Source organism: Methylobacterium sp. 142-1Y, from assembly GCF_057747795.1.
This window is the reverse complement of the sequence record NZ_CM173224.1, coordinates 4,309,047-4,322,857: the sequence shown is the minus strand read 5'-3', so window position 1 is coordinate 4,322,857 and position 13,811 is coordinate 4,309,047. Positions and strand designations below refer to the sequence as shown.

General features: G+C 70.6%; 12 protein-coding genes. 9 read left to right on the top strand and 3 right to left on the bottom strand.

Going from position 1 to position 13,811, the window contains the following annotated elements:
• The first annotated feature begins 19 nt into the window (after positions 1–19).
• The gene (modB, locus tag AC3AOF_RS19740; protein WP_488346265.1) at positions 20–718 is read left to right on the top strand and encodes a molybdate ABC transporter permease subunit; all 699 of its coding nucleotides are present in this window, start codon (positions 20–22) and stop codon (positions 716–718) included.
• The gene (gene modC / locus AC3AOF_RS19735) at positions 715–1,809 is read left to right on the top strand and encodes a molybdenum ABC transporter ATP-binding protein (RefSeq protein ID WP_488346264.1); all 1,095 of its coding nucleotides are present in this window, start codon (positions 715–717) and stop codon (positions 1,807–1,809) included. Before modB ends, modC begins: the two co-directional genes overlap by 4 nt.
• A 490-nt stretch (positions 1,810–2,299) precedes the next feature.
• Here the strand turns inward: modC and AC3AOF_RS19730 are convergent, their stop codons facing one another.
• Positions 2,300–3,016: a DUF4142 domain-containing protein gene (locus tag AC3AOF_RS19730; protein WP_236989269.1), complete on the bottom strand. Its 717-nt coding sequence runs from the start codon at positions 3,014–3,016 to the stop codon at positions 2,300–2,302.
• A gap of 246 nt (positions 3,017–3,262) precedes the next feature.
• On the opposite strand from AC3AOF_RS19730, the gene AC3AOF_RS19725 reads away from it, so the two are divergent.
• The 7 genes from AC3AOF_RS19725 (at position 3,263) to AC3AOF_RS19695 (ending at position 10,672) form a co-directional block, all read left to right on the top strand.
• Positions 3,263–4,339 (top strand): acyltransferase family protein, encoded by a 1,077-nt coding sequence (locus AC3AOF_RS19725; RefSeq protein WP_488346263.1) that lies wholly within the window; start codon positions 3,263–3,265, stop codon positions 4,337–4,339.
• A 130-nt stretch (positions 4,340–4,469) separates the two neighbouring features.
• Positions 4,470–5,276, top strand: a complete 807-nt coding sequence (locus tag AC3AOF_RS19720) for an ABC transporter ATP-binding protein (protein WP_236989271.1) — start codon at positions 4,470–4,472, stop codon at positions 5,274–5,276.
• Positions 5,269–6,018, top strand: a complete 750-nt coding sequence (locus tag AC3AOF_RS19715; protein ID WP_236989272.1) for an ABC transporter ATP-binding protein — start codon at positions 5,269–5,271, stop codon at positions 6,016–6,018. Before AC3AOF_RS19720 ends, AC3AOF_RS19715 begins: the two co-directional genes overlap by 8 nt.
• Positions 6,018–7,268 carry an ABC transporter substrate-binding protein gene (locus AC3AOF_RS19710; RefSeq protein WP_488346262.1) on the top strand — a complete coding sequence of 417 codons (1,251 nt, stop codon included), beginning with the start codon at positions 6,018–6,020 and terminating at the stop codon, positions 7,266–7,268. Before AC3AOF_RS19715 ends, AC3AOF_RS19710 begins: the two co-directional genes overlap by 1 nt.
• A gap of 108 nt (positions 7,269–7,376) precedes the next feature.
• The gene (locus AC3AOF_RS19705; RefSeq protein WP_488346261.1) at positions 7,377–8,582 is read left to right on the top strand and encodes an ABC transporter substrate-binding protein; all 1,206 of its coding nucleotides are present in this window, start codon (positions 7,377–7,379) and stop codon (positions 8,580–8,582) included.
• A 185-nt stretch (positions 8,583–8,767) separates the two neighbouring features.
• Positions 8,768–9,655, top strand: coding sequence for a branched-chain amino acid ABC transporter permease (locus AC3AOF_RS19700; protein ID WP_048426114.1), 888 nt, complete (start codon positions 8,768–8,770; stop codon positions 9,653–9,655).
• Between the two features lie 27 nt (positions 9,656–9,682).
• Entirely contained in the window at positions 9,683–10,672 is a 990-nt protein-coding gene (locus tag AC3AOF_RS19695) for a branched-chain amino acid ABC transporter permease (protein ID WP_236989275.1), read from the top strand.
• 396 nt (positions 10,673–11,068) lie between these two features.
• Here AC3AOF_RS19695 and AC3AOF_RS19690 read toward each other — a convergent pair whose 3' ends face one another.
• Complete coding sequence (locus tag AC3AOF_RS19690; RefSeq protein WP_488346260.1) at positions 11,069–12,262, bottom strand: TAXI family TRAP transporter solute-binding subunit; 1,194 nt, start codon at positions 12,260–12,262, stop codon at positions 11,069–11,071.
• 19 nt (positions 12,263–12,281) lie between these two features.
• Complete coding sequence (locus AC3AOF_RS19685; protein ID WP_488346259.1) at positions 12,282–13,790, bottom strand: coiled-coil domain-containing protein; 1,509 nt, start codon at positions 13,788–13,790, stop codon at positions 12,282–12,284.
• Positions 13,791–13,811 lie beyond the last annotated feature (21 nt).

Below are 13,811 nucleotides of genomic sequence, written 5' to 3'. Positions count from 1 at the left end.
TACGGGTTCTGTCCGCCGGATGACCCCTCCCCTGTTCCTCACCCCCGACGAGTGGAGCGCGCTCCGGCTCAGCCTGCTGGTGGCGAGCGTGGCGACGCTCGCGAGCCTGCTGCCGGGGCTCGCGGTCGCCTATCTCCTCGCTCGCCGGGAGTTCCGCGGCCGGGCGCTCCTCGACGGACTGGTCCACCTGCCGTTGATCCTGCCGCCGGTGGTGACCGGCTACCTGCTGCTCCTCGCCTTCGGGCGCCGGGGCTGGTTCGGGCCGGCGCTCGCGGAAGTCGGCATCGTGTTCTCGTTCCGCTGGACCGGGGCGGCGCTCGCCTGCGCGGTGATGGGCTTCCCGCTGATGGTGCGGGCGATGCGGCTCTCCCTGGAGGCGGTCGACCGCAAGCTCGAACAGGCTGCCGGCACGCTCGGGGCCTCGCCGGCCGCGGTCTTCCTCGTCGTCACCCTGCCGCTCTCGCTCCCGGGCATCCTCGCCGGGGCGGTGCTCGCCTTCGCCAAGGCGATGGGGGAGTTCGGCGCCACCATTACCTTCGTGTCGAACATCCCGGGCGAGACCCAGACCCTTCCGTCCGCGATCTACACCCTGACCCAGGTGCCGGGGGGTGAGGCGGGGGCGCTCCACCTGACCCTGGTTTCCGTCGCCCTGTCGATGGCGGCGCTGCTGGCCTCCGAGTGGCTGGCGCGGCGGGCGAAGCGCAGGCTGGGCGCATGATCGAGGTCGCGGTCCGGCACGTCCGCGGCGCCTTCGCGCTCGATGCGGGCTTCACTGCGGAGGGGCGGGTCACCGCGCTGTTCGGCCGCTCCGGTTCCGGCAAGTCGACCCTCGTCGACGTGATCGCCGGGCTGGTCCGGCCGGATCGCGGGCGGGTGGTGGTCGACGGCGTCACGCTCCTCGATACGGATCATGGTGTCCGGGTGCCGGTGCACCGGCGCCGGATCGGCTACGTCTTCCAGGACGCGCGGCTCCTGCCGCACTTCAGCGTGCGCCAGAACCTCGTGTTCGGGCGCTGGTTTTCCCGCGACCGCTCCGGTGGACCGAGCCTGGAGGCGGTGGCCGATCTTCTCGGAATCGGCGCCCTGCTCGACCGGCGGCCGGCCGGGCTGTCGGGCGGGGAGCGCCAGCGCGTCGCGATCGGCCGGGCCCTGCTCGCCCGGCCGCGGCTCCTGCTGATGGACGAGCCGCTCTCGGCGCTGGACGAGGCGCGCAAGGCCGAGATCCTGCCCTACGTGGCGCGCCTGCGCGACGAGGCGCGGGTGCCGATCATCTATGTCAGCCATGCGCTCGCCGAGGTGGCACGCCTCGCCGACACGGTGGTGGTGCTGGATCACGGACAAGTGGCGGCCTGCGGCCCCGCCGCCGAGATCCTGCGCCGGGGCGGGCTGTTTCCGGGCCGCGACACGGGAGAGACCGGCGCCCTGCTGCACCTGCGTGTCGCCGCCCATGACAACGCCTTCGGCCTCACCCGCCTAGACGGCCCGCCCGGCCGCCTGACCGTGCCGCGGCTGCCCCTGCCTTTGGGCACGACCGTGCGGGTGCGGGTGCGGGCCCGCGACGTGCTGGTGGCCCGCGAGGCGCCGCGCTCCTTGAGTGCCCGCAACGTCCTCTCCGGCACCGTCACAGCCGTGGCCCCGGGTCACGGACCCCATGCCCGGGTCGAGATCGCCTGCGGCGAGGCGAGCCTGGTCGCCGAGGTGACGCGTCTCGCCGTCCACGAACTCGCCCTCGTGCCGGGCCTGCCGGTGGTGGCGATCGTGAAGAGCGTGGCGTTCGACGAGGAAACGATCGGCGCAGTCGAGATCTGAGGGCCCGCGTCGACGACGAGGCGAAGACGGGATGGAGACAACCCGTCCGGCAGCCGCTATGATCCTTACGTCAGCGGACACCTTCCCGGCTGCGAGAGCCCATGGCGCGTGGGTGTACGGCGGCATTCGCCGGCCGCCGTCGAAACCCGAAAGGGCTGAGCAGGCATGGCCGGGAAGGAGGTGACGGATGTGAACGGTTTTCCGATACTCACCATCACCATCACGAAAAGCCCGACCGGATGGTCTCTGACCATCACGATCGGGCTCATGTAGTGAGCTGAACCACTGACAAGAGGGCTCGCGGGCCGCCACCCGCGAGCCCTCACCCGCCGAAGATAGGCCCGGCCGCTACGTCAATCAATCGGCGACACCGAATCTTTCGGTGCTTTGGCGCCGCCATTTCCGAAGGCCGCGCACATACCCGCGTGACGCGAACGGAAACGGCGGGCCTTCCGGCCCGCCGCTTCGTTACCTCACCGGATCGCCGGTCTTAGCGCGCGCCCGGCAGACGCTGGGCCATCGCCAGGTGCTGCTCCATCACCGGCAGCGCCTGCTGGACGTAGGCGCGCAGGGCCGGATTCGGGCCCGACTGGGCGTAGGCCTGGTAGCTGGCGACGGTCATGCCGTGGGCCTGGACCTGCATGCGGGCATAGGTCCGGTCGAAGGCCGGGCCGGCCGGGGTGTCGGCGAGCTCGGCGAGCATCGCCTGCTGCTGCGGGCCGAGCGGGATGGCGCGGGTGGCCGCCGTGGTGGTCACGTCGCCGTCGAAATCGACCGCGTTGGCACCGACCTGCGCGCCGCGGGCCGCACCCGCACCGAGACCCTCGAGGCCGCCGACCGGGCCGCCCTGGAGCGTGCCGCCGACGACGCCCGCCGCCGCGCCGGTGGCCGCGCCGACCGCGCCGCCCGCGATGGCGAAGGGCGCCTCGATCAGGCCGCCGATGCCGGCGCCGGTGCCGCGGGCCACGTTCTCACGGCCGCCGAGCAGTGCGACGTTGGCGGCACGGTGGTCGCGGATCATCTCGCGGGCATAGGTGCGGATGCGCGGGTTGCGCGACTTCTCGAGGGCGATCTGGCTCGACTTGACCTCGAACGCGTTCGACATCAGCGCCATCGAGCGGAACTGGTTGAAATCGCCGACCTGCTGCGCGAAGGCGGGGGTGGCGAGCGCAACGGCAAGACCGGTCAGGGCAACGAGCGTCTTCATCGGTGATCTCCTGAAATTCTGTTCTTGAGCGTCGGGTCCGGTCAACGACCGAATATCGAGCCATTCGTTCCGAGCGGCTTGGCAGGACGCTTTCGGTGCGGACAACGAGCTTTCGCGAACATTGTTCCCGCCTTTGCGTCATCATCGTCACGGCCCGCCCCTGGCCGGAAGGCAGCCCGCTCCGGTATGACGGACCTCGACGCCCCGGACCGTCCGGGCGCGAAACAGCGACGTGATCGACCCCTCGTGACACGCCCCGCTCCCCTGCCGCTGATCCAGGCCTTGCGGGCGCTCGCCGCCCTGATGGTCGCGGCCGGCCACGCGCAGTTCGAGGTCGCGGGCCTCGCCGCCCGGGCGGGACTTTCCTTCGTCCCGGCGGCGTGGCTGCCCTGGCCGGCGGGGGTCGACGTGTTCTTCGTCATCTCCGGCTTCATCATCGTGCACGCCTCAGCCCCCCTGCACGGGCGGGCACGTCCGAGACGGATCTTCCTCGCGCATCGGATCGCCCGGGTGGTGCCGCTCTACTGGCTCGCCACCACGCTCGTCCTCGCCCTCGCCTTTGCGAGGCCGGGCCTCCTCGGCGCCGGGACCGAGGGACCGGGCTATCTAGTGGCCTCCTACCTGTTCTGGCCGATGGCCCGGACCGACGGCGCGGTGCAGCCGCTGTACTCGCTCGGCTGGACGCTCAACTACGAGATGGCGTTCTACGCACTCTTCGCCCTCGCGCTGCCGCTCGGCCGGCGCGGCGCGGTGCTCGGCGTTCTCGCGCTGCTCGCCGGCCTCGTGCTCAGCGGGCAGCTTCCTGGGCCATGGCCGGTGCCGCTGGCGTTCTGGAGCGACCCGATCGTGCTCGAATTCGCCTGCGGCGCCGGCCTCGCCCTGGCGCGGCAGGAGGGGTTGCGATTGCCGGGCCCCGCCCGTCTCGCGCTCGCCGTCGCGGGACTCGCCCTTCTATCGCTGGCCGGCGAGGCGCCCGCCCTTCCCCGCTGCCTCGCCTGGGGCGGGCCCGCCTTGCTCCTCGTCGCGGCTGTCGCGCTCGGGCCGGCGGGCGGGGCGGGACGCCGGCTCCGGCCGGCCATCGTACTGGGAGACGCGTCCTATGCCCTCTATCTGGCTCATCCCTTCGTCGTACGGGGCGTGCGCATCGCCGCCGAGGCGACGGGCCTCGCGGCCCTGACCGGGCCCGGCATTCTGGCGGTGCTGATGCTGGTCCTCGCCAGCCTCGCGGCGATCCTGCTGCACCGCACCGTCGAACGGCCCCTTACCCGTGCCGCGCGAGCCGTGCTCGAACCGGCACGCACACCGCGACCGGCCGTGAATTAAGCACTGACAAGCCCGGAACTCCCCGTGCCGGGCCGGCGCGAACCCGTTGACACTCCATTCGCGGCATGCTGTTTCGCTATGCGATACGCGCATAAGCGCGAGTGAGGAAACGCAGGGGTGACGCGCCGACATGGCTCAACCGACCACCCACGCCGAGGGACGCGCCCGAGCGGGTGCCGAGGGCCGGGACATCGTCCTGTCCACCGAGGGACTGACCAAGGAGTTCAAGGGCTTTCGCGCCGTGAACGGCGTGACGCTCGAGGTGCAGCGCGGCACGATCCACGCGCTGATCGGCCCGAACGGCGCCGGAAAGACCACCTGCTTCAACCTGCTGACGAAGTTCCTGGTGCCGTCGGCGGGCTCGATCCGCTATAACGGCCGCGACATCACCGGCATGAAGCCGGCGGACGTGGCCCGGCTCGGCCTGGTCCGCTCGTTCCAGATCTCGGCGGTCTTCCCGCACCTGACCGTCAAGGAGAATGTCCGCATCGCCCTGCAGCGGCGCAAGCGCGGCGACTCGTTCGACTTCTGGCGCTCCGAGACGGTGCTGCGGGCGCTGAACCAGGAAGCCCTGGAGCTGGTCGAGGCGGTGGGCCTCAGCGAGTTCGCCGACATTCCGGCGGTGGAACTCTCCTACGGCCGCAAGCGCGCGCTCGAGATCGCCACCACCCTGGCGCTGGAGCCCGAGATGCTGCTCCTCGACGAGCCGATGGCCGGCATGGGCCACGAGGACGTCGACCGGACTGCGGCGCTGATCCGCCGGGTCTCGGCGAACCGCACCATCCTGATGGTCGAGCACAACCTGTCGGTCGTCGCCTCGCTCTCCGACCGCATCACCGTGCTGGCGCGCGGCCAGGTGCTGGCGGAGGGCGACTACGCCACCGTGTCGAAGGATCCCCGCGTGATTGAGGCCTATATCGGAGCCGGTCATGGCTGAGGCGGTGATGACGAAGCCGGTCCCCGCAGGCAGCGCGAGCGCCGCCCCGCTGCTGGCCGTGCAGGGGTTGGAGGGCTGGTACGGCGAGAGCCACGTGCTGCACGGCATCTCCTTCGACGTGAAGCCCGGCGAGGTGGTGACGCTGCTCGGCCGCAACGGCGCCGGCAAGACCACCACCTTGCGCGCCATCATCGGCATCTTGGCTAAGCGCAAGGGCTCGATCCGCTACGACGGCACCGAGACCATCGCCATGGCCTCGCGCAACATCGCGAAGCTGGGCTTGGGCTACGTGCCGGAGGAGCGCGGCATCTTCTCGAGCCTGTCGGTCTACGAGAACCTGATGCTGCCGCCGCGGGTGAAGCCCGGCGGGATGACGGTGGAGCAGATTTACACCCTGTTCCCGAACCTCAAGGAGCGCTCGGGCAGCCAGGGCACCAAGCTGTCGGGCGGCGAGCAGCAGATGCTCGCCATCGGCCGCATCCTGCGCACCGGCGCCAAGCTGATCCTGCTCGACGAGCCGACCGAGGGCCTGGCACCGGTCATCGTGCAGCAGATCGGCCGGACCATCGCCCGGCTGAAATCCGAGGGCTACACGATCATCCTGGTGGAGCAGAACTTCCGCTTCGCCCAGACCGTGGCCGACCGGCACTTCGTGGTCGAGCAGGGCCGGGTGATCGACATGATCCCCAACAGCGAACTCGACGCCAACATCGACAAGCTCCACACCTATCTCGGCGTGTGATGCGGGCGCGGGTCCTCCTCACGGCCCTGCTGGCGGGCCTCGCTTCGAGCGTGGCGGCTGTTGCCGGCGCCCCGGTGAAGATCGGCGTGCTGAACGATCGCTCGGGCGTCTATGCCGACATCTCGGGCGAGGGCTCGGTCGTCGCCGCCCGCATGGCGGTGGAGGATTTCCGCCCGCAAGGCCACGACCTCGCGGTCGAGGTCGTGGCCGGCGACCACCAGAACAAGCCCGCCGTCGGCGCGGCGCTCGCCCGGGCCTGGTACGACCGGGAGGGGGTGGACGCGATCTTCGACGTGCCGACCTCCTCGGTGGCGCTCGCCGTCCACCAGGTCACCCGCGAGCGGAACAAGGTCTTCGTCGATTCGGGCGCCGGTACCGCCGACCTCACCGGGCCGGATTGCTCGCCCAACACCGTCCATTGGACCTTCGACACCGTGGCGCTCGCCAACGGCACCGGCGGCGCCATGGTCAAGCGCGGCGGCGACACCTGGTTCTTCGTCACCGCCGACTACGCCTTCGGCGAGGCGGTGCAGCGCGACACCACGGCGCTCATCCTGCGCAAAGGCGGCAGGGTGCTGGGCAGCGTCAAGACGCCGTTCCCGGCGGCGGATTTCGCGCCGTCCTTACGCCAGGCGCAAGGCTCGGGCGCCAAGGTGATCGGCCTCGCCAATGCCGGCGGCGACACGATCGGGGCAGTGCGCGAGGCGGCGCGGCTGAAGGTGACCGAGGGCGGCCAGGCGCTGGCCGGCCTGCTGATCTTCTCCTCCGACATCCACTCCCTCACCCCGAAGGTGGCGCAGGGGCTGGTCCTGACCGAGCCGTTCTACTGGGACCTCAACGAGGGCACCCGCGCCTTCTCGGACCGCTTCGCCCGCCGGTTCGGGGGCCGCAAGCCCACCGCCGCCCAGGCCGGGGTCTATGCCGGGGTGCTGCACTACCTCAAGGCCGTGGCGGCCCTGCGCAAGGCCGATGACGGGCGCCGGGTCGTGGCGAAGATGAAGGAACTGCCGACCGACGATCCGCTGTTCGGCAAGGGCAGTATCCGGTCGGACGGCCGCAAGATCCACGACATGTACCTGTTCGAGGTCAAGAAGCCGTCCGAATCCAAGGGCGAGTGGGATCTCTACCGGACGCTGGCGACGATCCCCGGCGCGGAGGCCTTCCGGCCCCTCGACCAGGGCGGCTGCCCGCTCGTCACCAAGGCCGCGCAGGCCGAGACGGCGGCGCCGAACGAGGGCGCGCGGCCCTGAACGAGGGCCGGGACGTCCTGCAATGACGAGAGGCGGGCATCACAGGCCCGCCCGGATTTCGAGACGAATGCCGCCGCGTGCGGGCGGCGCCACCAGGGAGGATAGTCGATGCTGAAACGGTTGTTGCTCGCCAGCGCGCTCTGCGCCGTTGCCGCCGGCCAGGCGCTCGCGCAGACCCCGGTCAAGATCGGCGTGTTGAACGACCGCTCGGGCGTCTATGCCGACATCTCGGGCGAGGGCTCGGTCGCCGCCGCCCGGTTGGCGGTGGAGGACTTCAAGGCCGCCGAGAAGGGCCTGAAGGTCGAGATCGTCGCCGCCGACCACCAGAACAAGCCGGATGTCGGCGCCTCGATCGCCCGGCAATGGTACGACCGCGACGGCGTCGACGCGATCTTCGACGTGCCGACCTCCTCGGTGGCGCTCGCCATCAACCAGGTCACCCGCGAGAAGAACAAGGCCTTCATCAATTCGGGCGCCGGCACCGCGGATCTCACCGGTCCGCAATGCTCGCCGAACACCGTCCACTGGACCTACGACACGGTGGCGCTGGCGAACGGCACCGGCGGCGCCATGGTCAAGCGCGGCGGCACCACCTGGTTCTTCCTCACCGCCGATTACGCCTTCGGCCAGGCGCTGCAGCGCGACACCACCGAGGTGGTGACCAAGAACGGCGGCAAGGTGGTCGGCGCGGTCAAGACGCCGTTCCCGACCGCCGACTTCTCGTCCTTCCTGCTCCAGGCCCAAGGGTCCGGCGCCAAGGTGATCGGGCTGGCGAACGCCGGCGGCGACACCATCAACGCCATCAAGCAGGCGGCGGAGTTCGGCATCACCGAGGGCGGCCAGGCCATCGCCGGCCTGCTGATCTTCTCGTCCGACATCCATGCGCTCACCCCGAAGGTGGCGCAGGGGCTGGTGCTGACCGAGCCGTTCTACTGGGACCTCAACGACGGCACCCGCGCCTTCTCCGACCGCTTCGCCAAGCAGGCCGGCGGCAAGAAGCCCACCGCCGTGCAGGCCGGCGTCTATGCCAGCGTGCTGCACTACCTGAAGGCGGTCGAGGCGCTGAAGTCGGCCTCGGACGGCGGAAAGGTCGTCGCCAAGATGAAGGAGATCCCGACCGACGATCCGCTCTTCGGCAAGGGCAACATCCGCCCCGACGGCCGCACGATCCACGACATGTACCTGTTCGAGGTCAAGAAGCCGGCCGAGTCGAAGGGTCCGTGGGACCTCTACAAGACCCTGGCGACGATCCCCGGCAACGAGGCGTTCCGCCCGCTCAACCAGGGCAATTGCCCGCTGGTGAACAAGAGCTGATACGCTATCCGGAAGATCCCTTCCGGATAGCGTATGACCAGCCCGCGCGGCACTTGAGCGAAGCCGACTTCCGCATCGCGAAGCGATCGATCGGAAGTCGTACGACGCTCCTTTCCGGCGGCGCTCGACGAGCGCCGCCGGCCCATCCGAATCAGGCCCGGTCCCCACGCGAGTCGCCAGACCCCATGCCAACGATCCTCGGCGTCCCCATGCAGGCGCTCTTCGGCCAGCTCCTGCTCGGCCTCATCAACGGCTCGTTCTACGCCATCCTGTCGCTCGGGCTGGCGATCATCTTCGGCCTGTTGAACATCATCAACTTCACCCACGGCGCGCAGTACATGATGGGCGCCTTCGTCGCCTGGATGCTGCTGAACTATGCCGGTCTCGGCTACTGGTGGGCGCTGCTGCTCGCGCCGATCATCGTCGGCCTGTTCGGGGTGATCCTGGAGCGGCTGCTGATCTCGCGGCTCTACAAGCTCGATCACCTCTACGGCCTGCTCCTCACCTTCGGCCTGGCGCTGATCATCCAGGGCCTGTTCCGCAACGAGTACGGCGTGTCGGGCCTGCCCTACGCGATCCCCTCGGAGCTCTCGGGCGGCCAGCGCCTGCCCTTCATGTTCCTGCCGAACTACCGCGGCTGGGTCGTCGTCGCCTCGCTCGTCGTCTGCATCGCAACCTGGCTCGTCATCGAGAAGACCAAGCTCGGCGCCTACCTGCGCGCGGCCACCGAGAACCCGACCCTGGTCCAGGCCTTCGGCGTCAACGTGCCCCTGCTGCTGACGCTGACCTACGGCTTCGGCGTGGCGCTCGCCGCCTTCGCGGGCGTTCTCGCCGCACCGGTCTATTCGGTGAACCCGAACATGGGCGCCGACATCATCATCGTGGTCTTCGCGGTCGTGGTGATCGGCGGCATGGGGTCGATCCTCGGCTCGATCATCACCGGCTTCAGCCTCGGGCTGGTCGAGGGCCTGACCAAGGTGTTCTACCCGGAAGCCTCCTCGACCGTGATCTTCGTCATCATGGTGCTGGTGCTGCTGGTGAAGCCCGCCGGCCTGTTCGGCCGCACCGCCTGACCCGCCTCGCCTGAAGGATCCCCCACGATGTCCTCCGCCGCGGCGTCCACCGACGCCTCCCCGATCGCCACCGCCCTGCCCGAGGGCCGGGACGCCAAGGCGTTCCATCGCCTCGTCTTCGTCGTCATCGCGGTCCTGCTCGCGGTGCTGCCCTTCATCCTGTATCCCGTCTTCCTGATGAAGGTGCTGTGCTTCGCGCTGTTCGCGCTGGCCTTCAACCTGCTGCTCGGCTACGGCGGCCTTTTGTCCTTCGGCCACGCCGCCTATTTCGGCATGGCGAGCTACGTCACCGCCTACACCGCGAAGAACTGGGGCCTGACGCCGGAACTCGCGATCCTCGGCGGCACCCTGATGGCGGCGCTTCTCGGCCTCGTCTTCGGCGCGCTCGCCATCCGGCGCCAAGGCATCTACTTCTCGATGATCACCCTGGCGCTCGCCCAGATGGTGTTCTTCTTCTCGCTGCAGGCGAAGTTCACCGGCGGCGAGGACGGCATCCAGGCGGTGCCGCGCGGCAACCTGTTCGGAATCATCAGCCTCGCCGACGACCGGGCGCTCTACGGCCTCGTCGCGGTGATCTTCTTCCTCGGCCTCCTGCTGATCTACCGCATCATCCACTCGCCCTTCGGCCAGGTGCTGAAGGCGATCCGCGACAACGAGCCCCGGGCGATCTCGCTCGGCTACCGGGCCAACCAGTACAAGCTCGCGGTCTTCGTGCTCTCGACGACGCTGGCGGGGCTGGCCGGCTCGACCAAGGCGATCGTGTTCCAGCTCGCCTCGCTCACCGACGTGCACTGGTCGATGTCGGGCGAGGTGGTGCTGATGACGCTGGTCGGCGGCATGGGCACCGTCTTCGGCCCGATCCTCGGCTCCTTCGTCATCATCGCGATGGAGAACTACCTGGCGCAGTTCGGCGCCTGGGTGACGATCATCCAGGGCGTGGTGTTCGTGGTCTGCGTGCTGGTGTTCCGCGAGGGCATTCTGGGACTCGTGGCGCGGACGTTGAAGCGGCCGCTCTGAGGGGGAGCGGGTTCGCGAAGAAGACGGCGCCGGTCTCGCAAGAGGGCGGCGCCGTCTTCGTTTCGATCTCTACCGGCCTCCAAAGGGGCGCGGAAGGAACCTTTATTCCATCCCGCTCAGAACCTCATCCTGAGGTGTCATACGATTTCCGACTGATCGCTTCGCGATGCGGAAATCGGCTTCGCTCACGCGCCGCGCGGGCTGGTGATACGAAATCCGGAAGTGTTCTTCCGGATTTCGTATCAGCCGATCTTCGATCGGCTGACCTCGAAGGAGGGTTCCAGGGATCGCAGCGGCATCTGGAGCCCTCCTTCGAGGTCGGTCCATCTTCGATGAACCGACATCTCAGGATGAGGTCGAGGGTAGGATACGCCGACGAGCTTGATGAGGATTCCCTCACCGCCCCCGCTCATCCCGCCACTTCAGGAACTCCTGATACAATTGGTCCCGGTCGACCTCGCCCGCCCCCCGGCGCTGGCCTAAGAACTGCGCCACCTCGCCGGGCGCCGCCGCGACCCGCGGGGCCGGGGCGATGCGGTGCTCCAGCCAGTCCCGGGCCGCCGGGAAGCGGGGCCAATCGGCGACCTCGGCGGTGAGGTTCACCTCACGCCATTTCGGATGCCGGGGCGCCTTGAGGAAGGCGTCGTACTGGCTGAAGAATGCGTCGACGAAACGGGCGATGCGATTGTAGCGCTCGCTGCCCTTCGGCCAGTTATAGGCCGCCAGGATGGTGCCGACCGCGAGCGTGCGCACGGCACTCCCCTCCGGGGCGAGGAGCGGGTAATCGGCATGGGTCAGTTCCGCCGGCATGTAGCTCTCGGCGACACCGCCGGCGAAGGGCACGTCGAGCAGGTGGAAGCGGTCGCCGGCCTGGAATTCGGCCAGCACCGCCACGGGCTTGGCCGCCACCGAGACGACGGCCGCGAGTTCGCCCCGCTCCAGCATGGCGAGCGCCTTCGGCTGGTCGACGTTGACCGCGTCGACGGCCAGCCCGATCCCGGCGAACATCGCGCGGCCCGACACGTCGGTGCCGCTGCCGCGCACGTCGAAGCTCACCTTGCGGCCGGCGAGCTGGCGGATGTCGGTGACGTCGCGCCCGGCGACGACATGCAGCTCGTCGTTGAACAGCCGGGCGATATAGGCGATGTGCGACTGGGCGTTGCCGACCCGCTTGTCCTTACGCAACTGGTCGAGGGAGTCGGTACGCACGAAGGCGATGTCGATCCCGCGCAGGTAGCGCAGGTCGTAGGCGTTCTGCCCCGCGCCCTTGCCCATCACCGGCAGCACCCGCAGGTCCTTGACGCCGTCGAGCACGAAGGCGAGGTCGCTCGCCATGCGAAAGTAGGTGCCGCCGGGGGTGCCGGAGATCACCGCCACGGTGTTGGCGTTGAGGTGGCTGCCGAGCGCCACGTCCTCGGCGCTCTCCCGCGGGGCGGAGACCTGCACCCGCGGCTTCGGGGGAGCGGCCCGAGCCGGCCGGGCGGGCGCGGGCGTCGGGCTGAGCGGGGGATCGGCGACAGGTTGTGCGTCGGCCTCCGGGCCGGTCCAGGGCAGCAGGAGGGCGAACCAGAGCGCGGCGCGGCGGGTCATGCGGTCTCTCCCCTTCAGATCACTCGCCGCCCCATGGGGCGGCCAGGGGCGGCACGAAGGGCCCCGGCAGGCCGGCCTGGCGGACCGGGCTGGTCCAGCCCGCCGGTCCCTGCGGCCCGAGGCCGGCCGGCGGCGTCGCCGCGGGATCGCGACTCGCGAGATCCGGCTGTCGGCCTCCCCGATTCTGCTGGGCCTGGCGGTACAGGGCGCTCGCCGTCTCGGGGTCGCCGCGCAGGCCGCGGACCTGCAGGGCGGCAAGCCTGTCGGGATCGTAGGTCTCGGCAAGGAGCGCGGTCGCCCGGGCGCTGCCGCTCCGCACGCCGAGGGTGAGGAAGAGCCGCGCCCCGCTGATGTCGCCGCGCCCGAGCAGGGCGGCGGCCTGGACCAGCAGCCGCTCCTCGTCGAGCGTGTCCGGCGCAGCCGTCGGCCGCGGTGCGGTCCAGGCGGCCCCTCCCCGCGGCGCCGGGCCGGGGCGGGTCTGGAGCACCAGCGACGGCCGTTGCGGCGCCGTGTCGATGGAGGCCTCCGCGTCGCGGTCGCGGCCGGCCTTCAGGCGATCGAGGCGCCCGCGCGTCTCGGCGGTCGTCCGCTCCGCGGCGAGCCGTCCCTGCTCGGCCCGGTCGCGGGCACCGGCGGCCTGCACCTCGCGGGCGGCGGCCTCCGACTGGGCCACCTGAGCGGCCCGCAGGGCGACGGCGAGGCGGCGCAGGCCCGCCCGCATCATCGCACGCTCCCGCGCCGCATTCTGCGCCTGGGCCTGATGGGCGACCTGCGCGGCCTCGGCGGCCGTCTCCAGCACGGCGACGCGGCGGCGTGCCTCGGCGAGCGCACCCGCCAGCTGCTCGGACCGTTCCCGCTCCTCCGCCAGCGCCTGCCGGCTCGCATCGGCGGTCTTCTCCGCGGCCAGGCGAGCCTCGTCGGCAGCGGCCGCCGCCTGGTCATGGATCGCCTGGGCATGGATCGCCTGGGCATGGATCGCCTGGGTATGGACCGTCGAACCGACCGGTTCGGCCGTCCGCGCCCGCAGCTCCTCGACCTCGGCCCGGGCGGCGATCAGGTCGCGGCGCGCCGCCATCGCGGCGTCCGACAGGGCGTTGGCGCGGGCCTCCTCCTGCTCCAGGCGTCGACGGGCCAAATCCGCCTCGGCCTCCGCCCGCCGCACCCGCGCCTCGGCCCGCTGCCGGGCCTCCTCGACGGCCCGGATGTCCGGGGCCGTTCGCGCGGGCTCGACGGGTTTCGGCGTCGCGCTGGACTGATCGCCTGCCGGGCCCGGCGGATCGCTCGCTTGCCTGGCCGAATCGCCCGCTTGGCGGGCCCAATCGCCCGCTTGGCGGGCCAGGATGACGCGCGCCTGCATCTGGCGCGGCACACCGGCCCGGTCGGCCTCGCTGACATCGGTCCAGGCCGTGGCCGCGCGCGGCTGCGCCGCCGGCACCGGCCCCGCCGCGGGCGGATTTCCCTCCATCGTCAGCGCCGCGCCGGCCCCCGCCAGCGCCAGGCATCCCGACAGACCGAGCCAGAATCTCATGACGCGCCCCTCCGGCTCGAG